Source organism: Pseudomonas sp. QD4, from assembly GCF_049199125.1.
GTDB lineage: Bacteria > Pseudomonadota > Gammaproteobacteria > Pseudomonadales > Pseudomonadaceae > Aquipseudomonas.
The window spans coordinates 343084-366182 of the sequence record NZ_JBLZOM010000003.1; the positions used below are offsets into that span (position 1 = coordinate 343084).

The window sequence follows — 23099 nt, forward strand, 5'->3', positions numbered from 1 at the left end:
ATTCAGCAACCCTCGCTCAGGCGCCGATCCGCCTCGACCCGCAACGCAAACAAGGCGCCGTGAGCCACCTCGACATTCAGCAACTGCTCGCGGGGCAAGCCCCGTGCCCGGGTCAGCAACAGGCGCATCACTCCACCATGGCTGATCAACAACACACGCTGCCCGGCGTACGCCCCGTGCAGACGCTCGACAGCCGCCAATACACGCTCGGAAAATGCCAGCACCGGCTCGCCCGCAGGCGGCGTGAAGCTGTAAGGGTCAGCCCAGAACCGCCCCAGGGCCTCGGCGTCGGTCTCCATCAGCGCGGCGGCACTCTGACCTTCCCAGGCGCCGAAATGCAGCTCCTGCAAGTCTTTCTCCAGGGTCACCGGCAACCCCAGGCGAGCCCCCAGTTCCTCGGCAAACCGCGCGCAGCGCTGCAACGGCGAACTGACCAGCCGATCCCAGGGCCCCTGGGCCTCGACCGCCAGGCGCATCTGCTGCCAGCCCTTGGCAGTCAGGGCGTCATCCAGGCTGCCGCGCAAGCCGCCACCGAGTTCGGTTTCGCCGTGGCGCAGCAGGTCAAGGCGCAAGGTCATGCCGGACGATCCGCCACGGCGGCTTCGGCAAAGGTCGCCATCTGCCCGTGCAGGTCGCAAGCCAGGCGCAACAGCGGCACCGCCAGCGCGGCACCACTGCCTTCACCCAGGCGCAGGCCAAGTTCGAGTAGCGGCTCGGCGCCAAGGATGTCGAGGACATGCCGATGACCCGGCTCAGCACCGCGATGACCGAACAACAGCCACGGCCGGCAACCCGGGTTGAGGCGTACCGCCACCAGGGCGGCCACACTGCAGATAAAACCATCCACCAGGACCGCGATCCCTTCCTGGGCGCACGCCAAGTAGGCCCCGACCAGGGCCGCCACTTCAAACCCGCCGAGGCTGAACAGGGTCTGCAGAACGTCTTCACGCTGGGCGCCGTGGAGCTGCAAGGCGCGCTCGATCACCTGCGCCTTGTGGCTGACACCCGCCGCATCGAGCCCGGTGCCGGGCCCGGCGAGATCCGCCACCGGAATCTCCAGCAGCGCGCAGGCAATGGCACTGGCCGAGGTGGTGTTGCCGATGCCCATTTCGCCACCGATAAACAACTGGCTGCCTGCGGCCAGGGCCCGTCGCGCACTATCGCGACCGGCCTGCAAGGCTTGCTCACCCTGGGCCCGGGTCATGGCGGGGCCATTCACGAAGTTATGGGTGCCGGGGCCGAGGTTGAGGTGGCGCACGCCTGGCAGATCCAAGCCCGGGTTGATGGTGCCCAGATCGACCACTTCCAGCTGCGCACCCAGTTGCCGCGCCAGCACGCTGATCGCCGCGCCGCCGCTAACGAAGTTGAGCAACATCTGCCCGGTGACGGCCTGCGGATAAGCCGAAACGCCTTCGGCCACCACCCCGTGATCACCGGCGAAAATGGCGATCCACAGCTGGCTCAGCTCGGGCTTGACCCGCCCTTGCAGCCCGGCCAGTTGCACCGCTGCCAGCTCCAGGCGACCCAGAGACCCGGCCGGCTTGGTCAACTGCTGCTGACGGGCTTGCGCCTGTTCCAGGGCCTGGGCGTCCAGCGCTTTGCACGGTTGCAGCCACCAGGAGTCATTCATAACGCAGTTCCTTTCAAAGTCAGGGGCAGGCCGGCGACCGTCAGGATCACTCGCTGACAACGCTCGGCCAGGGCTTGATGCAACCAACCGGCTTCATCGACATAGCGGCGAGTCAATTCGCCCAGCGGCACGACACCCATACCGGTCTCGTTGCTGACAAAAATAATCTGCCCAGGCAATGCCTCCAGGCACTGCAACAGCGCTTCGCGCTCGGCCGCCAGGCGTTCGGCGTCATCGAGCATCAGCAGGTTGGTCAGCCACAGCGTCAGGCAATCCACCAACAGGCAACGCTCGGGCGCGGCGTTTTCCCGCAGCACCCGGGCCAGGGCCAGGGGTTCTTCGATCAATGCCCAGTGCGCCGGACGTCGCTCGCGGTGATGCAGGATGCGCTGGTTCATCTCGCCATCCAGCGGCTGGCTGGTGGCGATATAAGTCACGGCCAGGGCGCTGTCGGCAGCGAGCTTCTCAGCCAGGCGACTTTTCCCGGAACGGGCACCGCCGAGTATCAGTTGCAGCATGCTTGGACACCTTAGAGGTTGAAGGGCGAACCGGATCGCCAGTTAAAGCCCACAGAGTTCACGCAAGTAGGCGGTGTCCAGGTGTTGCTCCACCAGGTCGGCCAGGCGCTCGATATCGCGCTCGCGCAGGGCGTGGTAATCGACTTCCTGCACGTCCGCCAGGCCCGCCCAGCGCAACAGCGCCGTACAAGCCGCCGGGGCCTCGAACAGGCCGTGCAGGTAGCTGCCGAGAATCTGCCCATCGGCGCTGCAGGCGCCATCGCTGCGGCCGTCGTCCAGCAGCACCGCCGCCCGCTCCAGGGCCGGCCCGGTGGTGACTCCGGCATGGATTTCATAGCCACTGACGGCGGCGTTCTCCAGGGTCAGGCGACCACGCACATTGCGCAGTTGCTTGTGCGCCTCAAGCTCGGTAGCAAACGCCAGCAAACCCAGGCCCGGGCTTGAACCCGGCGGTCCTTCGAGCCCCAGCGGGTCATGGACCTGCTCGCCGAGCATCTGCAAGCCACCGCAAATGCCCAGCAGCTTGCCGCCGTAACGCAGGTGCCGGGCGATGGCCTCCTCCCAACCATTGGCCCGCAGGTAGGCCAAGTCGCTGCGCACGCTTTTCGAGCCGGGAAGGATGATCAGGTCGGCCGACGGAATCGCCTGGCCCGGCCCGACGAACTGCAGATCGACCTGGGGGTGCAGGCGCAGGGGATCGAAATCGGTGTGATTGCTGATCCGCGGCAACACCGGCACCACCACCTTCAATACGTGTTCGACCTTGACGGCCTGGCGCTGGTCGATGCCGTCCTCGGCCTCCAGGTGCAGGTCCATCACATACGGCAGGACCCCGACCACCGGTTTGCCGGTGCGCGCCTCGAGCCAGTCCAGGCCCGGTTGCAGCAAGGCGATATCGCCGCGAAAACGATTGATGATGAAACCCTTGACCCGCGCCTGCTCAGTGGCCGACAGCAGCTCCAGAGTGCCCACCAGATGGGCGAAGACCCCGCCGCGGTTGATGTCGGCAATCAACAGCACCGGACAGTCCACCGCTTCGGCAAACCCCATATTGGCGATGTCGCCGGCCCGCAGATTGATCTCCGCCGGCGACCCGGCGCCCTCCACCATCACCACCGGATAAGCCGCGCTCAGCCGTTGGTGGGACGCCAGCACCGCCTGCATGGCGATGGCCTTGTAGTCGTGATAGGCCACCGCATTCATGCTGGTCACGGCGCGCCCATGAATGATGACCTGGGCCCCCGTATCGCTGTTGGGCTTGAGCAGCACCGGGTTCATGTCAGTGTGCGGTTCGAGGTTGGCAGCCTGGGCCTGGACCGCCTGGGCCCGACCGATTTCGCCGCCATCGGCGGTGACCGCGCTGTTGAGCGCCATGTTCTGCGGCTTGAACGGCACCACGCTGACACCCTGGCGGATCAGCCAGCGGCACAGGGCGGTGACCAGGGTACTTTTACCGGCATCCGATGTGGTGCCTTGCACCATCAGGGTGGTCATGGAGTGTCCTTGGAATAGGCCTGCAGCGCTTGCTCCAGGCGCGACCAGTCGGCTTCCTCGGCCGGCAGGCCAAAACGCAGACTGCTGTTGTGCACGAACAGCCGCAGGAGGATGCCGCGCCGCGCCATGAACTCGTAGAGGTTCTCGGCATCGGCCACGATCAACCATTGAAACAGCGCGCAGCCGCCCTGCGGCTTGAGGCCGTGGCGCTCAAGAATGGCCGCCAGGCGCAGGCTGGCCGCGTCGCAGCGCAAACGCTGGCGGGCATGCCCCGGGGCATCCTGCAGGCAGGCCTGGCCCACCACCCGGGTCGGGCCGCTCACTGCCCACGGCCCCACCTGCTCGGCCAGCAGTTTGAGCAGCTTGCGTTCAGCCAGGACAAAACCCAGGCGCACACCGGCCAGGCCGAAGAACTTGCCAAACGAACGCAGCACAATCAGCCCCACCTGATGCGCGTGGGACGCCAGGCTCAGTTGCGGGGTGGTGTCCATGAAGGCTTCATCCACCACCAGCCAGCCACCGCGCTGGGCCAGGCGCCCATGCCAGTCGAGCAGGCGCTCCGGAGTCAGGCTCAGGCCGGTGGGGTTGTTCGGGTTGACCACCACCAGCACATCGAGGCTGTCGAGGAAGAAGTCGACCTCCTGCTCCAGCACCTCGCGCACGATATAGCCACTGCGGCGCCAGGCCTCGGCGTGTTCGGCGTAACAGGGCGACAACACCCCGACCTTGCCGGCGCGGCGCAAACGCGGCAGCAACTGGATCGCCGCCTGCGACCCGGCGACCGGCAATACCTCGCTGGCACCGTAGTAGTCACACGCCGCGCGCTCCAGGCCGTCATCGGTTTCCGGCAGGCGTGCCCAGGCGCGCTCGGGGATCTCCGGAATCGGAAATGGCCAGGGTGCCAGGCCACTGGACAGGTCCAGCCAGGCATTCTCCGCGATGCCGTATTGCGCCGCGGCCTTGCGCAGCCGTCCGCCGTGCTCAAGCATAAAACTCAGCCCCCACACACAGGATCAATAGCCATAACCACACCCCGCGCTGCACCAATTGCCAGCCGCGATCGATGGACGCGGCATCCGCCGGCACGCCCTCACCCAACGGCGGGCGCTGGTGCAGCTCACCGTGATAGATCGCCGCGCCGCCCAGTTCCACCCCCAGGGCTCCGGCGCCCGCCGCCATGACCGGGCCGGCATTCGGGCTGTCCCAGGTCGGGCCCTGGCGCCGCCAGCACTTGAGCGCCAGGCGGGTCTTGCCTAGCAGCGCGTAGGTCAGAGCCACCAGCCGCGCCGGAATGTAATTGAGCACATCGTCGATTTTTGCCGCCGCCCAACCGAAGCGTTCGAAGCGTTCATTACGATAGCCCCACATCGCGTCCAGGGTGTTGCTCAGGCGATAGAGCACCACCCCCGGCGCGCCTGCCACGGCAAACCAGAACAACGCCGCGAACACCGCATCGCTGCCGTTCTCCAGCACCGATTCGGTGGCGGCGCGAGCGACGGCGGTGGCGTCCAGCTCGCTGGTCTCACGACTGACCAGGTAACCGACCCGCTGCCGCGCCTGCTCCAGGTTATCGCTGCGCAGCGCCTGAGCCACCGGCTCGACATGCTCACCCAGGCTGCGCAGGCCCAGGGCACAATACAACGCCAGAATCTCCACCAGCCAGCCGATATAAGGCAGCCATGAGAGCGCCGTGGCCAACAGGGTCAGCGGCAGCACCGCCAGTACCCAGGCCGTCACCCCATGGCTGCGCCAGCCGCGTCCGGCAGAATTGAAACGTTGCTCGATGCGATCGGCAAAACGGCCGAACGCCACCAGCGGATGCCAGCGCTTGGGCTCGCCCAGCAGCGCATCCAGCGCAACCCCGGCGACACTCAGCAACGCCACACTCATTGACTCACTCCCCAGAAGTTTTCATACAGCAATTCACTCAGCGGACGCGGTTGCGCCCAGCCTTCCAGCGCCAGCATCGGCGCCGGGTAAAACTCGGTGACCGGCCCCAGACACAGCACCGCCAGCGGTTTGGCCCCTGGCGGCAATCCCAGCAAGTCAGCCAGGGCCTGGGGTTCGAATAGCGACACCCAGCCCATGCCCAGGCCCTCGGCCCGCGCCGCAAGCCACAGGTTCTGGATCGCGCAGGACAACGAGGCCATGTCCATTTCCGGCAGCGTACGGCGGCCGAAGATGTGCCGCTCACGCCCATCCATCAAGGCCGCCACCAGCACCTCGGCACAATCGTTGATGCCTTCGACCTTGAGTTTCATGAACTCATCGGAGCGCTCGCCCAGGGCCTCGGCCGTGCGCACCCGCTCTTCTTCCACCAACTGCTGGATCTCGCCGCGCAGCTCAGGGTTGCTGATGCGGATAAAACGCCACGGCTGCATCAAGCCGACACTGGGCGCCTGGTGCGCGGCCTCGAGCAGGCGCTGCAACAGCACCGGCTCGACGCTGCCACCGGCGAAGTGGCGCATATCACGCCGCTCGGCAATGGCCCGATAGACCGCGGCCCGTTCGGCAGCCGAAAAAGCATTGTCGGTCATGAAGGTTCAGCTACCGCTGGCGCCGGCTTGCCGACAGTCGCCAGCGACGGCTCCGGGGCGAACAGCGCCGCCACCGCCACCGGGTTGGACGGGAAATAGAAGTGCACATACGAGGCGGTCATCCGCCCATCGCGATACACCGCTTCGGCACCGCGCCCGCCATTGGGGCTCACGCCACGGGCAATCGGCGTCAGTTCGGTACTGGTCAGCGAATGGTGGTAGGTGTGGCCGCGCAAGGTTCCTTCCGGCAACTGCACATCTTGCAGGGCCAGGGCCGCCAGGCGCTTTTGCATCACCGCATCACCGGGCAGCAGCCCCAGCAGACGGGCACTGTGCCCCTCGACATCGGTCAGGGAATCCAGCAGGTAGAGCATGCCGCCACATTCGGCGAGCAAGGGTTTGCCGGCGCCGTGGTGGGCGCGGATCGCTGCGAGCATCGCACTGTTTTCGGCCAGGGCCTGGTGATGCAGTTCCGGGTAGCCACCGGGCAGGTACAGGCTGTCGGCAGGTGGCAGCTCGCGGTCGTGAATCGGCGAAAAGAACGACAACTCGGCGCCCATGGCCCGCAGCAGGTCCAGGCTCGCGCCATAGGTGAAGGCAAAGGCCTCGTCCCGGGCCACGGCGATGCGCACCCCGGCCAGCAACGGCTCGGCGCTCACTACCTCGGGGGCGGCGAAGGTGACCGCTGGTGGCAGCGCCACTTCGCAACTGCCGGCCAGGGCCTGCGCCGCCGCGTCCAGGCGCAGGTCGAGGTCGTTGAGTTCGCTGGCCTGCACCAGCCCCAGGTGGCGGCTCGGCAGTTCGATGCCGGTCTCCCGAGACAAGGCGCCATACCAGCGCAAGCCTTCGGTCAGGCTGCCTTCGAGCAACTGGGCGTGGCGCAGGGTGCCGACCCGATTGGCCAGCACGCCGGCGAATGGCAAGTCCGGCTGGTAGCGTGCCAGCCCCAGAGCCAGGGCGCCGAAGGTCTGGGCCATGGCCGTGCCGTCGATCACCGCCAGCACCGGCACGCCGAAATGCCGCGCCAGGTCGGCGCTGGACGGCGTGCCGTCGAACAGGCCCATGACCCCTTCGATCAGAATCAGATCCGCCTCGGCGGCGGCCTCCCACAACAGGCGCCGGCTCTCTTGCTCGCCGACCATCCACATATCCAGCTGATACACCGGCGCGCCGCTGGCACGTTCGAGGATCATCGGGTCGAGAAAGTCCGGGCCGCACTTGAACACCCTGACCTTGCGCCCCTGATTGCGGTGCAAGCGGGCCAGGGCGGCGGTCACGGTGGTCTTGCCCTGGCCGGAAGCCGGGGCGGCGATCAATACCGCCGGGCAATGACGAGCATCACTCATGCTCGGGCACTCACAGTTCCACCCCTTTCTGCGCCTTGATCCCGGCCTGGAACGCGTGTTTGACCACGCCCATTTCGGTGACGGTGTCCGCCAGTTCGATCATTTCCGGCTTGGCGCCGCGACCGGTGACCACCACGTGCTGCATGGGTGGACGGGCCTGCAGGTCGCTGAGCACCTGGTCCAGGTCGAGGTAACCGTGCTTGAGGGCGATATTCAGCTCATCGAGCACCACCAGGCCGATGGCCGGGTCGCGCAGTAACTGACGGGACACTTCCCAGGCAGCCTCGGCGGCGGCGATATCGCGCTGGCGATCCTGGGTCTCCCAGGTGAAGCCCTCGCCCATCACATGAAAACGCACCTGTTCGGGGAAGCGCCGGAAAAACAATTCTTCCCCGGTGCTGTTGCGGCCCTTGATGAATTGCACAACGCCGCATTGCATGCCGTGGCCCATGGAGCGAGCGAGCATGCCAAAGGCCGAGCTGCTCTTGCCTTTGCCATTGCCGGTCAACACCAGCAGCAGCCCGCACTCGTTCGGCGAGTTGGCGATGCGTTCATCGATCACGGCTTTTTTGCGCAACATGCGCGCCAGATGGCGCTCGTCACGATCGGGGGATTGGGTCATGGGGCAGCTCTCCGTTGGGGCTGGATAACGGGGGGCAGGAATAGAAATAGACGGCGCAAGCCTGGCATCGCCCACCGTGATGCCGTTGGATGGATCAGGCCGGTCTCCGGGCTTGTGAGCAGCACTAATGCCGAACCGCGCGCCTTCCCATGTCGGTTCGACACAGTGGCACCAAACGCAGTCTTGACTCACTTACCGTTGCGGGGGCAGCGCCGGAATCGTCGCCCGTTCCTGTTCGGAACACGCACTCACCGGCTTCCCTGTTTCACCCTGTCGACCCATGGCCACAGAGCACCTGAAACAAGTCGCGAAGGTTAGAGGGTTGGGGGTGGAGCGTCAATTAAAGCCGGCCCTGCGTGAGCGCGAAGAACTGCACCAGATCAATAAAATGACGCCAATCTTGTGCCACACTGCAAGCAGTGATATCAAATAGCCACAGTTCGGCTACCCAAATCTATCTGACAAAAACAAGGGTGAGTTCAATGCAAGGCATGATCATCAGCAATCCGAAACTGGAGTTTCTGCGCCCGATGCTGGAGCGCTGGTTTGATTGCATTGACCGCTACAACGAGGTACGCGGCGACAACGAATGCCCGTACTGGTTTGATGAGCAGGCCAACCTCGGCCTGCTGTCGGCCGCCGCCTGGATGGCAGAAATGGTCACCTTGCAGCACAGCCCGAGCAAAAAGCAGCTCGAAGAAGGCAATCGCAATGGCCGCGCCGACCTATACGTGGCCACCCGGGAGGAACGCGCCTTCCTCCAGGTCAGCCAGCGCTGGCCACGGGTCAACAACCTGCAACTGACCCAGGCCCTGCTGGACGCCAGCAGTGATGCCAGAAGCATCGCCTACCCCAATGAGCTGCGGCTGGGCTGTCTGTTTATCGCCCCGCTCAAGGCCCAGCACAGCGCCACACCGGAAGAACTCCAGGACATGCTCGACGACTTGCAGAAGGAACACACCTGCGCCGTTGCCTGGTACTTCCCCTACGCTTACCGCAAGTTGCACAACGACAGCGGCAACTACCACCCCGGGGTCGCCGTGCTGTTCAAAGAGGCCCGCTGATCAGGTTGAACCATCGGCTGGCTATGCTCCTCTATGAATACAACGACTCCAGTGCATTCACAGGGACATCGGCATGCTCATCAAGCCCCAATTCGCTCTTCTGATCGCCGTCGCCGCGGGCCTTGCCGGCTGCGGCGAAACCTCCACTCTGCAAGTGTCGGACGGCACCGGCCCGTCACCGCAATTGCCGGAGCCAAATAAAACCCTGATCCCTACGGTGAATATCGCGCCGGCCATCGGCTGGCCCGATGGCGCTACGCCCATCGCCGCGCCAGGCACCCAGGTCGCGGCCTTCGCCGAAAAGCTCGATCATCCACGCTGGCTCTATGTGCTGCCCAATGGCGACGTGCTGGTGGCCGAGACCAACGCCCCGCCCAAGCCCGATGACAGTAAAGGCATCCGTGGCTGGGTCATGGAGAAGGTCATGGGTCGGGCCGGTGCCGGCGTGCCGAGCGCCAACCGCATCACCTTGCTGCGCGATCAGGACCACGACGGGGTGGCGGAAACCCGCACCGTATTCCTCGAGAACCTGAACTCGCCGTTCGGCATGACCCTGGTCGGCAACGATCTATATGTGGCCGATACCGATCAGTTGCTGCGCTTCCCCTATAAAGACGGTGAAACCTCCATCAGCGCGCCGCCGACCAAAGTCGTCGACCTGCCGGGCGGCACCCTCAACCACCACTGGACCAAGAACGTGATTGCCAGCAAGGACGGCAGCAAGCTTTACGTCACGGTCGGCTCCAACAGCAACGTCGGCGAAAACGGCCTGGACCAGGAGCAGGGACGGGCAGCGATATGGGAGGTGGATCGCGCTACGGGCAACCACCGGATCTTCGCCTCGGGCCTGCGCAACCCAAACGGCCTGGCCTGGGAACCACACAGCGGAAAACTCTGGACCGCGGTCAACGAGCGCGATGAAATCGGCAGCGACCTGGTGCCGGACTACATCACCTCTGTCAAGGACGGCGCCTTCTACGGCTGGCCATTCAGCTACTACGGGCAGCACGTGGACGTGCGGGTCTCGCCACAGAATCTCGACCTGGTGGCCAAAGCCATCGCGCCGGATTATGCAGTCGGGCCGCACACCGCCTCACTGGGCCTGACCTTTGCCGAAGGCAGCAAGTTGCCGGCCTTCACTCAGGGCGCGTTTATCGGCCAGCACGGCTCATGGAACCGCAAGCCCCACAGTGGCTACAAAGTGATTTTCGTCCCGTTCAGCGACGGCAGGCCTCAGGGACAACCGGTGGATGTACTCACGGGTTTTCTCAGCGATGACGAAAAAGCCATGGGCCGCCCGGTCGGCGTAGTGATCGATCAGCAGGGCAGCCTGCTGGTGGCCGACGATGTCGGCAATAAGATCTGGCGCGTATCACCCGCCAAGGCGCAATAACCTCAGCGCTTGCGGCACAAGGTCAGACCGTCCCCCAGGGGTAACAGCGACAGATCGACACGCGGGTCATCCTTCAAGGCGCGATTGAGCGCCTGGATAGCCCGGGTGTCAGCGCTGTCCGCCTCGACCTGCAGCACCCTGCCGCTCCACAAGGTGTTATCAAACACCGCCAGCCCGCCCACTCGCAGCAGGCTCAGCGCACTTTCCAGGTAAGCCGGATAATTGGCCTTGTCGGCATCGATAAAGATCAGGTCAAAACTGCCCTGATGCCCCGCCCCCAGCAGTTGACCGAGGGTTTCCAGGGCAGGTGCCAGCCGCAGCTCGATGCGCCCCGCCAAGCCGGCTTCCTGCCAGTAGCGGATCGCGGTGGCGTTGTAGTCACCCGGGATATCGCAACAGATCAGTGACCCATCATCCGGCAGCGCCGCCGCCATGCATAACGCGCTATAGCCGGTGAAGGTGCCAACCTCCAACAGACGCCGTGCGCCCATGAGGCGCACCAATAACGCCAGGAACTGACCCTGCTCCGGCGCCACCTGCCAGCGCGCCATGGGCAGGGCTTGGGTTTCTTCGCGCAAACGGCGCAGCAGGGGCGTCTCGCGCAAGGAGACGTCCAGCAGATAGTGGTAGAGGGCATCGTCGAGATTGAGGCTACGGGCAGTCATCAACACCTCGACGCAGGCGGGAAACTAAGGGTTGTGGGCCAACTGCCCGGGTTGCAGGACGCGCTTGGCGCTGAGGTAGGCCTTTTGCCAATAGGCCTTGGACAGACTGTCCAGCTTGACCGTACCGCCGGTGGCCGGGGCATGGACGAAACGCCCCTCACCGACATAGATCCCGGCATGACTGACCTGGGAACCGCCATTGGTGGCGAAAAAGATCAGGTCACCGGTTTGCAGCGAATCCTTGCTGATATCCGGGGCGCGCATGCCGATCATCTCGCGGGTCGAACGCGGCAGGGAAATGCCCGCGGCGTCGCGATAGACGTAGCCGATCAGGCCACTGCAATCGAAACCGGCATCCGGGGTATTGCCACCCCAGCGATACGGCGTACCCACCAGGCCCAAGGCACGAAACAGCACATCTTCGGCAGCAGGGGAAAAGGTCTGAGTGGTATTGAAGACAGGGGCGCGTACTACCGGCGCAGGCGGTGGAGTACGGCTGGCGCAGGCGCTGAGCAGCGCTGCGAGAACAATGAGGGTGAGGCGGGCCGACGTCGACATAAGCAGAACAACCCTGATCCGGATGCGGCTTTCTCTGCCGTGAGGCTGAAAACAAAACCGCGTAAGCAAGGCTTACGCGGTTAGTCATCAACAATAGATCAGGATTCTAGCGGCTACGCGCCAAACTTCAAGTAAGACTTTAAGTTCGCCTTACAAAAAGTATGCTTACTTGCGAGCAGTGACCGTGGTCGGCGCCATGGCGAGTGCACGCTTGGCTTCGATAAAGGTTTTGCTCCAGTAGCGATCGCCCAGGCTATCGACTCGAACACCACCGCTGCGGCGGCTGCTGGAGTGGATGAACTGATCATCGCCCAGGTAGATCCCGGCATGGCTGACACGGCCACGACCATTGGTGCTGAAGAACAGCAGATCACCAGGCTTGAGGTTGTTGCGAGCGACCAGAGGGGCATTCACGTTGATCATTTCGCGGGTGGAGCGCGGCAGGTTCATGCCGGCCTCTTCACGAAACAGATAACCGATAAAACCGCTGCAATCGAAACCGGCTTCAGAGGTGCCGCCGAAACGGTAACGGGTACCGATCAGGGACATGCCGCGTTCAAGGATGCTGTCGGCCAGAACAGGCAGCTGATAAGGCTTGCTATCAGCGAACTCGGCCAGTTCTTTTTCGGTGGCCAGCTCTTCCTGGTAAACAACGGAAGACTGAGCCTTAACAGAGTGTTGAACCTGCTGCACTTGTTGCTGCTGGGTCACTGGAGAGTGAGCGGCGCAACCAAACAACAGGGTGACGAGTGCGAGAGGCACGAGGGGTGCGAAGCGATTTAGCATGGGCACGACCGTGGCTGAAGTTGTAAAGAAGCCGAGACTATGCCCTCTATCGTCCTCATTTGCAAATTCAATCGATCCAAATGTGACTTATGGGTTTCTCCTTTACATCTAAGGCCTTAAGCCCAATTTAAAAGCTGCGCGCGTCCTGAAGCGTTTCAGGAAGCGATTTTTTTGGCGCCTGGAATATGCCAAAACCCGCTGCAGGCCGCAGTTTTACCAGCCCAGGGTTTCTTTGAGGAAGGGGATTGTGAGCTTGCGCTGGGCCTGCAAAGAGGCCTGATCGAGACGCTCAAGCAGCTCGAACAACGCGCTCATGCTGCGGGTGCCGCGGGTCAAAATAAAATGCCCGACTTCGTCGGTCAGGTGCAGTCCGCGACGGGAAGCGCGCAACTGCAAGGCACGCAATTTGTCCTCATCGGACAAGGGCCGCATCTGAAAAATCAGCGCCAGGGTCAGGCGCGACTTCAAGTCCGCCAGCTTGACCGGCAATTCCCGAGGCGAGGTCGAGGCCGCGATCAGCAACCGCCGGCCACTGTCACGCAAGCGATTGAACAGGTGGAACAGCGCCTCTTCCCAATCCGCCTTGCCTGCGACCGCCTGCAGGTCATCCAGGCACACCAGTTCGTATTGCTCAAGGTTGTCGAGGATCTCGATACCGCGATCGAGCAGCTCCGCCAATGGCAGGTAGACCGCCGGCTCACCCATTTGCTCGAAACGCAGGCAGGCCGCCTGCAGCAGATGGGTACGCCCAACCCCATCCTTGCCCCACAGGTAGATCAGACTTTCGGTCCAGCCGGCGTCGGCTTCGCAAAGCCGCTCGACATAGCCGAGTGCAGCGGCATTGGCGCCTGGGTAGTAATTGATGAAGGTGGCGTCATCACGCAGACGCACACCTAGGGGCAGCTGAATCGGTTTCATGCTGACTGAACAGTTCGAAATGAACCGTTAGTGGCCTCTGTGTAAAGTTTGCAAAGTTTATACCCGTGACGCCGGCCGCACAATGCAGCAGACCACAAGCAAAATCAAAGGTTTGCGTTAACCGGAGGGAATCAGGGGCGCGGCTTTGACGGCAAATGTGACAGCCAGAACAAGCGCCAGGGCGACCCCGATCCTGCCGGGGCCGCTCTGGCGCTGTCCCATGAGCGGCTACAAATCCGGGTCTTCGACACCACTGTAGATGTCAGAGTCCTTGTACAAGTCGTGCATATGGCGCACCAGCACCATGATCACCGCCGCCACCGGCAAGGCCAGCAGCACCCCGGTAAAGCCGAACAGTTCGCCGCCCGCCAGGATCGCGAAGATTACCGCCACCGGATGCAGGCCAATGCGATCACCCACCAGCAGCGGCGTCAGGACCATGCCCTCAAGGGCCTGGCCGACCATAAACACCGCGACGATGCCGATCATGGGATACAGGTCGCCGCCGAACTGGAACAACCCGGCAATCAACGCCGCACCAATACCGATGACGAACCCCATATAAGGCACGATGGCCGCCAGGCCGGCGATCAGGCCGATCAACAGCCCCAGCTCCAGCCCTACCAGCATCAGGCCGGCAGCGTAGATCACCCCCAGCGCCAGCATCACCAACAACTGTCCGCGGACAAACGCCCCCAGCACCTCATGGCACTCGCCGGCCAGGGCCACCACGCGCTCTTCGCGATCGCGGGGCAGCAGGCTGCGGATCTTGGCCATCATCAGGTCCCAGTCACGCAACAGATAGAAGCTGACAACCGGGATCAAGACCAGGTTGGCCAGCCAGCCGATCAGCGCCAGGCTCGACGCAGTCGCCTGGCTCAGTACCACGCTGACAATGTCGGTGGTCTGCCCCATATGCTCGCTGATCGCGGCCTTGACCTTGTCGAACTTCCAGAAGCCATCGGCCAGCCCGAGCTTGGACTGCACCCACGGCATGGCCGTGTGCTGCAACCAATCGAGCATCTGCGGCGCCAGCTCGTACAGACGGAACAGTTGCTTGGCCAGCATCGGCACCAGGATCAGCAACAGCGCCATGACGATCAGCGTAAACAGCGCGAACACCGCCACCACGCCCCAGGTGCGCGAAAGGCCATGTTTTTCCAGGCGATCCACCAGCGGGTCGAACAGATACGCCAGCAGCAGGGCCACCAGGAACGGCGTCAGGATCGGATGCAACAGGTACACAAACGCACACAACAGGGCCAACCCGCCCAACCAGACCCAACGACGCGAATCGGCCATGAACCACTCCATCTTCTATATAAGGAAAGAACTGCTTACCAACGAAAGCGCAACTGCGGAGTCGGTGCCGCTACAGCACCTTCGACCCCTTGCTGAGCCGGGGCCTGGGCCTCGCCAGGCGCTACCTCCGCCAGCTTGGCCAGGGACAACTGCGCCCGCACCTGCTCCGGGCTGCCATTGACCCGGTAGACCACGCGATCACCCTCGACGCTCTGCAACTGCGCACCAAAAGGCTCCAACAAATGCTCCAGCGCCGCGTAGCGTTCCAGGTTCATGCCCTGCACTTCGAGCAACTGTTCGCTGGCCGTTCCCGGCTTGCTGACAAAACGCGGCGCCAGGCGCTGGCTGACCGCCAGCAACACGGCATCGGCCAGCGCCGCGGTATCGGCCCCCTGGACGCTGCCCTGCTCTTTTTGATCCCCCAGCCACAGGCGCCATTTGGCCTGCCACTGACCGCCCTCTTCCCGGGCATGCACGGCCAGCAAGGCATCGGCCCCATAACGTTCGGATGCCGCGCGTAACGGCGCCGGGTCCGCCCCCTCCAGGTTCGGAGCAGTGGCCACCAGTTGCTCTTCCAGGTCGCCCAGCGGCAGACGCAGTGGTAAACCGCGATGCTGCGCCGCGCGCCGCAGCGGCAAGGCGCTGGCCTGGCCATCCCCCACCAGGCTCGAGCCCTCGACCGAGTCGCTCAACCACCAGCCAAGGATGGAGGGGCGATTAGTGCCCCACAACGACAAACCCGCCTGGCGCAGCGCGCGATCAGTACTCACCGGGTCGAAATCGACCTGCAGGCTCTCCGGCGGCCCGGCGTCATAACCGTATTGGCTGATGATCTGCTGCGGGTCCTTGCGCACCGCCGCCAGCCCAGGGCCCTGGGCCGCCTTGGCGTCGCCGGTCAAGCGCAATACCAGGGTCTCCAGCGCACGCTGGGTGGCCTGCTCACGCTCTTCCGGAGTTTGGCTGCTGACCGGTTCGCGAACTTGATAAAGGCCATTGAGGGTTTCGGCATGACTCGCCAGGCTGACCAACGACAAACAGCCCACAAAAAGAAATTTACACAGACGCATGGAAGATTCCCGACGACAAAAAACGGTTGAAACAGAACCTGTGAAGCAGATCGCGCAAGGCTGTGACCACTGACTCCGGCAAAACATTCACAGGTCCCGGGTAAGTTTTCGTACTGCCATAACGATAGCCGCTTAGAGGCTATACCTTATACAGCCATGTACACGGCCACCAACATGCGCCGTAATGGTTTTTTTAACGCGATATACCCCTGCCCGTCGGCCCGAGGATGGCCGCTGCCTCTCAAGCCTGATAAAATCGCGCGCCTTCGCAGACCGGCTATAGCTGGGCACCCTGAAATACTCCGACGGCAAACCCGCTCGCAGTGTCTTGGCGGTCTCACTGGACTCGGTCGATACCCCTGAATCCCCCCTAAAGGCCTGGATCATGAGCAAGCAACCCTCCCTGAGCTACAAGGACGCCGGTGTAGACATCGACGCCGGTGAAGCATTGGTCGAACGCATCAAGAGCGTCGCCAAGCGCACTGCGCGCCCGGAAGTCATGGGCGGCCTGGGCGGTTTCGGCGCCCTCTGCGAAATCCCGGCCGGCTACAAACAGCCCGTGCTGGTCTCCGGCACCGACGGCGTGGGCACCAAATTGCGCCTGGCGCTGAACCTGAACAAGCACGACAGCATCGGCATCGACCTGGTAGCCATGTGCGTCAACGACCTGGTGGTCTGTGGCGCCGAGCCGCTGTTCTTCCTCGACTACTACGCCACCGGCAAGCTCAACGTTGAAACCGCCACCCAAGTGGTCACCGGTATCGGCGCTGGCTGCGAACTGTCCGGCTGCTCCCTGGTCGGCGGCGAAACCGCTGAAATGCCTGGCATGTACGAAGGCGAAGACTACGACCTGGCCGGCTTCTGCGTCGGCGTCGTGGAAAAATCCGAAATCATCGACGGCTCGAAAGTCGCTGCCGGCGACGCCCTGCTGGCCCTGCCATCGTCCGGCCCGCACTCCAACGGCTACTCGCTGATCCGCAAGATCATCGAAGTGTCGGGTGCCGACATCGAAAACATCCAGCTCGACGGCAAACCGCTGACCGACCTGCTGATGGCTCCGACCCGCATCTACGTCAAACCGCTGCTCAAGCTGATCAAGGACACCGGCGCAGTCAAGGCCATGGCCCACATCACTGGCGGCGGCCTGCTGGACAACATTCCGCGCGTCCTGCCAAAAGGCGCCCAGGCGATTGTCGACGTGGCCAGCTGGCAGCGTCCTGCGGTATTCGACTGGCTGCAAGAGAAAGGCAACGTCAATGAAACCGAAATGCACCGCGTGCTGAACTGCGGCGTGGGCATGGTCATCTGCGTGGCTCAAGAGCACGTTGAAACCGCGCTGAACGTACTGCGTGAAGCCGGCGAGCAGCCTTGGGTCATCGGCCAGATCGCCACCGCCCCTGAAGGCGCGGCTCAGGTTGAACTGAAGAACCTTAAGGCGCACTGATGCCTGCAACCTGTGATGTCGTGGTGCTGCTCTCCGGCACCGGCAGTAACTTGCAGGCCCTGATCGACAGCACGCGCACCGGCGACAGCCCGGTGCGCATCGCTGCGGTGATCTCCAACCGCGCCGACGCCTACGGCCTGCAACGCGCCAAGGACGCGGGGATCGCGACCCGCGCCCTGGATCACAAGGCCTTCGAAGGCCGCGAAGCCTTCGATGCCGCGCTGATCGAACTGATCGACGCCTTCCACCCCAAACTGGTGGTACTGGCCGGTTTCATGCGCATTCTCAGCGCGGACTTCGTGCGCCACTACCAGGGCCGCCTGCTCAATATCCATCCCTCGCTGCTACCCAAATACAAAGGGTTACATACTCACCAGCGCGCGCTGGAGGCCGCAGACACTGAGCACGGCTGCAGCGTGCACTTTGTCACCGAGGAACTCGATGGCGGACCTCTGGTCGTACAGGCAGTGATCCCGGTAGAGTTGGACGACTCGCCGCACAGCCTGGCGCAGCGAGTACATGCCCAGGAACACCAGATCTACCCGCTGGCCGTGCGCTGGTTTGCCGAAGGTCGGCTGACGCTCGGCGAACAGGGTGCTTTACTGGATGGTCAGCTACTTGCCGCCAGCGGCTATTTGATTCGAACCTAGGAGATTTTATGCGTCGTGCCCTGCTCTTCGCTTGCGCTCTGCTCGCCCTGCCCGTTGTGCAGGCGGCTGACCTTCAACCTTTCTCCGCCAGCTATACCGCCGACTGGAAACAGCTTCCAATGAGCGGTACCGCTGAACGCAGCCTTGAAAAAACCAGCAATGGCGCCTGGAAGCTGAGCTTCAAGGCCTCCATGATGATTGCCAGCCTCACCGAAGAAAGCACCCTGACTCTAGACAAGGACACCTTGCTGCCTCAGTCCTACCACTTCGAACGTGGCGGCCTGGGCAAAGCCAAAAAGGCTGACCTGGACTTCGACTGGACCGCCAAGATGGTCACCGGCACCGACCGTGGCGATCCGGTGAAGCTGTCGCTCAATCGCGGCATGGTCGACAAGTCCACCTATCAACTGGCCCTGCAGCACGATGTAGCCGCCGGCAAGAAGAGCATGAGCTACCAGGTCGTCGACGGTGGCGAAGTCGACACCTATGACTTCCGTGTCCTGGGTGCCGAGAAGGTCGATACCAAGGCCGGCCAGATCGAAGCGATCAAGGTCGAGCGCGTGCGTGATCCGACGCAAAGCAAGCGCACCACGGTGATGTGGTTCGCCAAGGACTGGGACTACCTGCTGGTCCGCTTGCAACAGGTTGAAACCGACGGCAAGGAGTACAACATCATGCTCCTCAACGGCACCGTCAACGGCAAGGCTGTCAAAGGCAGCTGATCCGACTTCACCCGATAAAAAGCCTCGCTCATGCGGGGCTTTTTTTCGCCTGCCTTTCCGAAGATCCCCTTCGACAGGCCTAACCCGCAAGCCGGCGAAGATGAAACTTTTGTCATAAAACTCAGCGGCCTGCGGCGAAATGTCACGGTTTCCGCGGCCTGCAGGACTTTTGCCGATTCTGCAAATATCTGTTGCAGCTCAAGAGCGTTTACTTAGCAAGCTAACAAAATATATAACGAAGGCCTGCACACGCCTTGCTGCAGATCAACAGAGATTGGAGCTAGCAGATGACTGTAAAAGTAACTGAACGCGACGATTCACATATGTCCCATGAAGGCGTAGCCGCAGGTATACGGATCTGGGACGTGCATCAACAAGACATGCTGGTGGGGATGTTTCATTCCGAAACCGACGCCCACAGCTATAAAGCTGAACTTGAAAAGCAGGAGCAGGGCCGAACGACTCAGGCCTCCTGACCGACTTGAAAAACGACAAACCCCGCCATGAGCGGGGTTTGTCGTTTACTGCGGCCTTACCACATCAGATCGTCAGGGATCTGGTAGGCGGCGTACGGATCATCCTCATCCGGCGCCTCGGTCGGCGTATTGAGCTGGACGATGCGCTGCGGATCGCGTTCCTGGATCTTCAGCGCCGCCTCACGAGGGATCACCTCGTAGCCGCCGCCGTGGTGCACGATGGCCAACGAACCACTGCTCAACTTGTTGCGCATCAGCGCGTTCACCGACAAGCGCTTGACCTTCTTGTCGTCGACGAAGTTGTAGTAGTCCTCGGTGGTCAGCTTGGGCAGGCGTGACACCTCGATCAACTGCTTGATCTGAGCCGCACGGGCCTTCTGCTCGGCCTTCTCCTGCTGCTGACGGTTCAGCTCCTGATCACGCTTGACCTTTTCGGCCATCGCTTCCTGAGCCGCACGTTGCTGCGAATCGTCCAGTTCAATCTGGCCTTTATGGGCCAGGCGTTGCTGCTTCTGCTTGTCTTTGCCGACCTGTTTGGCCTGCTTTTGGTTGACCAGCCCTGCTTTGAGCAACTGGTCGCGAAGGGAAAGGCTCATGGTGCTTACTCACTTAGGCAACAGCCTCAGCCACAGCTGGGCAAATTCTTTTCCTGACGTTTGGCTTCGCCCCACAAGGCGTCCAACTCTTCGAGGGTGCAATCTTCCATGGGACGGTGGGTCTCGCGCAATGCCTGCTCGATAAATCGGAAGCGTCGCTCGAACTTGGCATTGGCCCCGCGCAAGGCGGTTTCGGGGTCGACCTTCAGATGCCGGGCCAGGTTGACCGCAGCAAACAGCAGGTCGCCGATTTCATCGGTGATCGCCGCCGGGTCGTTGTCGACCATGGCTTCGAGCACTTCGTCGAGCTCTTCACGGACCTTCTCCACCACCGGCAGCGCGTCCGGCCAATCGAACCCAACCTGGGCTGCGCGTTTTTGCAACTTGGCGGAGCGCGACAACGCCGGCAGGACTGCCGGTACATCATCGAGCAGGGACAACTGCAACGGGGCCGCCGACTGCTCGGCGCGCTCCTGGGCCTTGATCTCTTCCCAGCGGCGCTTGACCTGCTCTTCATCGAGCCGTGGCGTGTCCAGCGGTGCGTACAGGTCACCGGTAGGGAATACGTGGGGATGACGCCGGATCAACTTGCGGGTGATGCTGTCGACCACGCCGTCGAATTCAAAACGACCCTCCTCCCGCGCCAGCTGGCTGTAATACACCACCTGGAACAACAGGTCGCCCAATTCACCCTGCAAGTGATCGAAGTCGCCGCGCTCGATGGCGTCGGCCACTTCATAGGCTTCTTCGAGGGTATGCGGGACGATGCTGGCGTAGGTCTGCTTGATATCCCAGGGGCAACCGTATTGCGGGTCACGCAGCCGGGCCATCAGGTGCAACAAATCTTCAAGGCTGTACATCAATTCATCCATTTCACACAGGCCATGGCCGCCGCCCGGGGGAAACCGCGGCGCCGCCCCGGGAATGGGGGCGGGTGGGGGGGGGGTTGGTGTTTTTTGGGGAAAGGGGAAAAAACCCCCCCCCCCCCCCCCCCCCGGGCCCCCCCCGGGGGCCCACGACAGGTCATGGGGTCCGGTTGCGGCGGGTTTCGATGATGTTCGGCAACTGGGAAATCCGCCCCAGCAACCGCCCCAGCGCGTCCAACCCCGGGATCTCGATGGTCAGGGACATCAACGCCGTGTTGTCCTCTTTGTTCGAGCGGGTGTTGACCGCCAGCACGTTGATCCGCTCGTTGAGCAGCACCTGGGAAACATCGCGCAGCAAACCGGAGCGGTCGTAGGCGCGGATGATGATGTCGACCGGGTAGGTCAACACCGGTACCGGGCCCCAGCTGACCTGGATGATCCGCTCCGGCTCGCGCCCGGACAGTTGCAGCACCGAGGCGCAATCCTGGCGGTGAATGCTCACCCCCCGGCCCTGGGTGATGTAACCGACGATCGCATCCCCGGGCAGCGGCTGGCAGCAGCCGGCCATCTGGGTCATCAGGTTGCCCACGCCCTGGATCTGGATATCGCCGCGCTTGCCCGGCTTGTAGCCAGTGGCCTTGCGTGGAATCAGCTCCAGTTGCTCGTTGCCGCGCTCCGGCTCCACCAGCTGCTGGGCCAGGTTGACCAGTTGCGCCAGGCGCAGGTCGCCAGCCCCGAGAGCAGCAAACATGTCCTCGGCGATTTTCATGTTGGCCTTTTCGGCCAGCTTGTCGAAATCCACCTGGGGCAGGTCGAGGCGATTGAGCTCACGCTCGAGCAAGGTCTTGCCGGCGGCGACGTTCTGATCGCGAGCCTGCAACTTGAACCAGTGCACGATCTTCGCCCGCGCCCGGGACGTGGTCACGTAGCCCAGGTTCGGGTTCAGCCAGTCGCGGCTCGGCGTACCGTGCTTGCTGGTGATGATCTCCACCTGCTCGCCGGTCTGCAGGCTGTAGTTGAGCGGAACGATACGCCCGTTGATCTTCGCACCGCGGCAGTTATGGCCGATTTCGGTGTGCACCCGGTAGGCGAAGTCCAGTGGCGTCGCGCCTTTGGGCAGGTCGATGGCGTGACCGTCCGGGGTGAAGATGTACACCCGGTCCGGCTCGATATCGACCCGCAGCTGCTCGGCCAGGCCGCCGATATCACCCAGTTCTTCATGCCATTCGAGCACCTGGCGCAGCCAGGAAATCTTCTCTTCGTAATGGTTCGAGCCGGATTTGACGTCAGTGCCCTTGTAGCGCCAGTGGGCGCAGACGCCCAATTCCGCCTCCTCATGCATCGAGTGGGTGCGGATCTGCACTTCCAGCACCTTGCCCTCGGGCCCGATCACTGCGGTGTGCAGGGAGCGGTAGCCGTTTTCCTTGGGGTTGGCGATGTAGTCGTCGAACTCTTTGGGAATGTGCCGCCACAGGGTGTGGACGATCCCCAGCGCGGTGTAGCAGTCGCGCATTTCCGGGACCAGCACCCGCACCGCACGCACGTCGTAGATCTGGCTGAACTCCAGACCCTTGCGCTGCATTTTTCGCCAGATCGAATAGATGTGCTTGGCCCGGCCGCTGATGTCGGCATCGACACCGGTGGCCTGCAATTCAATCTGCAACTGATTCATCACGTCAGAGATAAACCGCTCGCGATCCAGGCGCCGCTCGTGGAGCAAGGTCGCGATCTGCTTGTATTGCTCGGGCTCCAGGTAACGGAACGACAGGTCTTCGAGCTCCCACTTGATATGGCCGATACCGAGTCGGTGAGCCAGGGGTGCGTAGATATCGAAGACTTCGCGGGCAACCCGGTTGCGTTTTTCATCGTCGGCGGTTTTTACCGCACGAATCGCGCAGGTGCGTTCGGCCAGCTTGATCAGGGCCACGCGCACGTCGTCGACCATGGCCACCAGCATCTTGCGCAGGTTCTCGACCTGCGCCTGGGTGCCCAGCACCAGGGACTGGCGCGGGCTCAGGCTGGCGCTGATCGCCGCCATGCGCAGCACGCCGTCAATCAGCTTGGCCACGACCGAGCCGAAGCGCTGGCTGACCGCAGGCAACTGGATCTGGCCTTCGCGGACGCCACGATAAAGTATCGCCGCCACCAGCGAATCCTGGTCCAGCTTGAGGTCGGCGAGGATCTCGGCGATCTCAAGGCCGGTGCGAAAACTCGAGGTGCCTTCGGCCCACAGGTTCTTCGCCGCATTGTGTTGTTGCTCAGCCTCGCGAGCGTACTCGCAGGCTTCTTTCAAGGCTTCACGGTCAAGTGCCAGATCGACGCTGACCGCATGATCGAGCCATGCCTCGAGATTGATACTGCCGTCGGTGTTGATCGGCTGGTGCGCTCTCACCTGTACCATCTTGCTTTACCTTCCCTACGACGCACATTCAATGCGTCAAATCG

General features: G+C 63.0%; 24 protein-coding genes and 1 riboswitch. Of the genes, 6 read left to right on the forward strand and 18 right to left on the reverse strand.

The annotated features are described in order from the left end of the window. Nucleotides 1-2: 2 nt before the first annotated feature. The 9 genes from cobC to cobO are packed head-to-tail and all read right to left on the reverse strand — an operon-like array spanning nucleotide 3 to nucleotide 8147. Nucleotides 3-578, reverse strand: a complete 576-nt coding sequence (gene cobC / locus ACOZJV_RS21910; RefSeq protein ID WP_421548492.1) for an alpha-ribazole phosphatase family protein — start codon at nucleotides 576-578, stop codon at nucleotides 3-5. Next, the gene (gene cobT, locus ACOZJV_RS21915) at nucleotides 575-1630 is read right to left on the reverse strand and encodes a nicotinate-nucleotide--dimethylbenzimidazole phosphoribosyltransferase (protein ID WP_421548493.1); all 1056 of its coding nucleotides are present in this window, start codon (nucleotides 1628-1630) and stop codon (nucleotides 575-577) included. Before cobT ends, cobC begins: the two co-directional genes overlap by 4 nt. Next, nucleotides 1627-2148 carry a bifunctional adenosylcobinamide kinase/adenosylcobinamide-phosphate guanylyltransferase gene (gene cobU, locus ACOZJV_RS21920; RefSeq protein WP_078470795.1) on the reverse strand — a complete coding sequence of 174 codons (522 nt, stop codon included), beginning with the start codon at nucleotides 2146-2148 and terminating at the stop codon, nucleotides 1627-1629. The genes cobT and cobU overlap by 4 nt, the downstream gene beginning before the upstream one ends. Before the next feature lie 42 nt (nucleotides 2149-2190). Then, the gene (locus tag ACOZJV_RS21925) at nucleotides 2191-3642 is read right to left on the reverse strand and encodes a cobyric acid synthase (RefSeq protein WP_201131975.1); all 1452 of its coding nucleotides are present in this window, start codon (nucleotides 3640-3642) and stop codon (nucleotides 2191-2193) included. Next, the gene (cobD, locus tag ACOZJV_RS21930; protein ID WP_421548494.1) at nucleotides 3639-4631 is read right to left on the reverse strand and encodes a threonine-phosphate decarboxylase CobD; all 993 of its coding nucleotides are present in this window, start codon (nucleotides 4629-4631) and stop codon (nucleotides 3639-3641) included. Before cobD ends, ACOZJV_RS21925 begins: the two co-directional genes overlap by 4 nt. Then, a complete protein-coding gene (gene cbiB / locus ACOZJV_RS21935) occupies nucleotides 4624-5532 on the reverse strand; it encodes an adenosylcobinamide-phosphate synthase CbiB (RefSeq protein ID WP_078470798.1) in 909 nt (302 codons plus the stop codon). The genes cobD and cbiB overlap by 8 nt, the downstream gene beginning before the upstream one ends. After that, a complete protein-coding gene (gene bluB / locus ACOZJV_RS21940; protein ID WP_421548495.1) occupies nucleotides 5529-6179 on the reverse strand; it encodes a 5,6-dimethylbenzimidazole synthase in 651 nt (216 codons plus the stop codon). The genes cbiB and bluB overlap by 4 nt, the downstream gene beginning before the upstream one ends. Beyond that, nucleotides 6176-7525, reverse strand: a complete 1350-nt coding sequence (locus tag ACOZJV_RS21945; protein ID WP_078470800.1) for a cobyrinate a,c-diamide synthase — start codon at nucleotides 7523-7525, stop codon at nucleotides 6176-6178. The genes bluB and ACOZJV_RS21945 overlap by 4 nt, the downstream gene beginning before the upstream one ends. 10 nt (nucleotides 7526-7535) lie before the next feature. Continuing rightward, nucleotides 7536-8147, reverse strand: coding sequence for a cob(I)yrinic acid a,c-diamide adenosyltransferase (gene cobO / locus ACOZJV_RS21950; protein ID WP_020295604.1), 612 nt, complete (start codon nucleotides 8145-8147; stop codon nucleotides 7536-7538). Nucleotides 8148-8227: 80 nt separating this feature from the next. Next, nucleotides 8228-8461: riboswitch (cobalamin riboswitch) on the reverse strand. Nucleotides 8462-8629: 168 nt separating this feature from the next. Here cobO and ACOZJV_RS21955 point away from each other — a divergent pair. After that, complete coding sequence (locus ACOZJV_RS21955) at nucleotides 8630-9211, forward strand: hypothetical protein (RefSeq protein ID WP_078470801.1); 582 nt, start codon at nucleotides 8630-8632, stop codon at nucleotides 9209-9211. Between the two features lie 73 nt (nucleotides 9212-9284). Then, a complete protein-coding gene (locus tag ACOZJV_RS21960; protein ID WP_421548496.1) occupies nucleotides 9285-10604 on the forward strand; it encodes a PQQ-dependent sugar dehydrogenase in 1320 nt (439 codons plus the stop codon). 2 nt (nucleotides 10605-10606) lie between these two features. Here ACOZJV_RS21960 and ACOZJV_RS21965 read toward each other — a convergent pair whose 3' ends face one another. From ACOZJV_RS21965 to ACOZJV_RS21990, 6 genes are all read right to left on the reverse strand, one after another. Beyond that, nucleotides 10607-11269 (reverse strand): class I SAM-dependent methyltransferase, encoded by a 663-nt coding sequence (locus ACOZJV_RS21965; protein WP_421548497.1) that lies wholly within the window; start codon nucleotides 11267-11269, stop codon nucleotides 10607-10609. Nucleotides 11270-11293: 24 nt separating this feature from the next. Beyond that, complete coding sequence (locus tag ACOZJV_RS21970; RefSeq protein ID WP_020295608.1) at nucleotides 11294-11827, reverse strand: C40 family peptidase; 534 nt, start codon at nucleotides 11825-11827, stop codon at nucleotides 11294-11296. A 165-nt stretch (nucleotides 11828-11992) separates the two neighbouring features. Further along, nucleotides 11993-12613, reverse strand: a complete 621-nt coding sequence (locus ACOZJV_RS21975) for a C40 family peptidase (RefSeq protein WP_043228701.1) — start codon at nucleotides 12611-12613, stop codon at nucleotides 11993-11995. Between the two features lie 213 nt (nucleotides 12614-12826). Further along, nucleotides 12827-13531 (reverse strand): DnaA regulatory inactivator Hda, encoded by a 705-nt coding sequence (gene hda, locus ACOZJV_RS21980; protein ID WP_078470804.1) that lies wholly within the window; start codon nucleotides 13529-13531, stop codon nucleotides 12827-12829. A 228-nt stretch (nucleotides 13532-13759) separates the two neighbouring features. Further along, nucleotides 13760-14833 (reverse strand): AI-2E family transporter, encoded by a 1074-nt coding sequence (locus tag ACOZJV_RS21985; RefSeq protein WP_078470805.1) that lies wholly within the window; start codon nucleotides 14831-14833, stop codon nucleotides 13760-13762. A gap of 35 nt (nucleotides 14834-14868) precedes the next feature. Next, on the reverse strand, nucleotides 14869-15900 hold the full coding sequence (locus ACOZJV_RS21990; RefSeq protein ID WP_421548498.1) for a DUF2066 domain-containing protein: 1032 nt from the start codon (nucleotides 15898-15900) through the stop codon (nucleotides 14869-14871). Nucleotides 15901-16285: 385 nt separating this feature from the next. Between ACOZJV_RS21990 and purM the strand changes: the two genes are divergently transcribed. The 4 genes from purM to ACOZJV_RS22010 all read left to right on the forward strand — a co-directional run bounded on the left by purM (nucleotide 16286) and on the right by ACOZJV_RS22010 (nucleotide 19192). Next, nucleotides 16286-17344, forward strand: coding sequence for a phosphoribosylformylglycinamidine cyclo-ligase (purM, locus tag ACOZJV_RS21995; RefSeq protein WP_020295613.1), 1059 nt, complete (start codon nucleotides 16286-16288; stop codon nucleotides 17342-17344). After that, complete coding sequence (gene purN / locus ACOZJV_RS22000; RefSeq protein ID WP_020295614.1) at nucleotides 17344-17994, forward strand: phosphoribosylglycinamide formyltransferase; 651 nt, start codon at nucleotides 17344-17346, stop codon at nucleotides 17992-17994. The genes purM and purN overlap by 1 nt, the downstream gene beginning before the upstream one ends. 8 nt (nucleotides 17995-18002) lie before the next feature. After that, nucleotides 18003-18716, forward strand: coding sequence for a DUF3108 domain-containing protein (locus ACOZJV_RS22005; protein WP_020295615.1), 714 nt, complete (start codon nucleotides 18003-18005; stop codon nucleotides 18714-18716). Between the two features lie 287 nt (nucleotides 18717-19003). Beyond that, entirely contained in the window at nucleotides 19004-19192 is a 189-nt protein-coding gene (locus tag ACOZJV_RS22010; protein WP_020295616.1) for a hypothetical protein, read from the forward strand. Nucleotides 19193-19248: 56 nt separating this feature from the next. On the opposite strand, the gene ACOZJV_RS22015 is transcribed toward ACOZJV_RS22010, so the two are convergent. The 3 genes from ACOZJV_RS22015 to relA form a co-directional block, all read right to left on the reverse strand. After that, the gene (locus ACOZJV_RS22015) at nucleotides 19249-19788 is read right to left on the reverse strand and encodes a DUF2058 domain-containing protein (RefSeq protein WP_421548499.1); all 540 of its coding nucleotides are present in this window, start codon (nucleotides 19786-19788) and stop codon (nucleotides 19249-19251) included. 26 nt (nucleotides 19789-19814) lie between these two features. Beyond that, nucleotides 19815-20648: a nucleoside triphosphate pyrophosphohydrolase gene (mazG, locus tag ACOZJV_RS22020; RefSeq protein ID WP_421548500.1), complete on the reverse strand. Its 834-nt coding sequence runs from the start codon at nucleotides 20646-20648 to the stop codon at nucleotides 19815-19817. A gap of 163 nt (nucleotides 20649-20811) precedes the next feature. Next, nucleotides 20812-23055 carry a GTP diphosphokinase gene (gene relA, locus ACOZJV_RS22025; RefSeq protein ID WP_421548501.1) on the reverse strand — a complete coding sequence of 748 codons (2244 nt, stop codon included), beginning with the start codon at nucleotides 23053-23055 and terminating at the stop codon, nucleotides 20812-20814. Nucleotides 23056-23099: the final 44 nt, after the last annotated feature.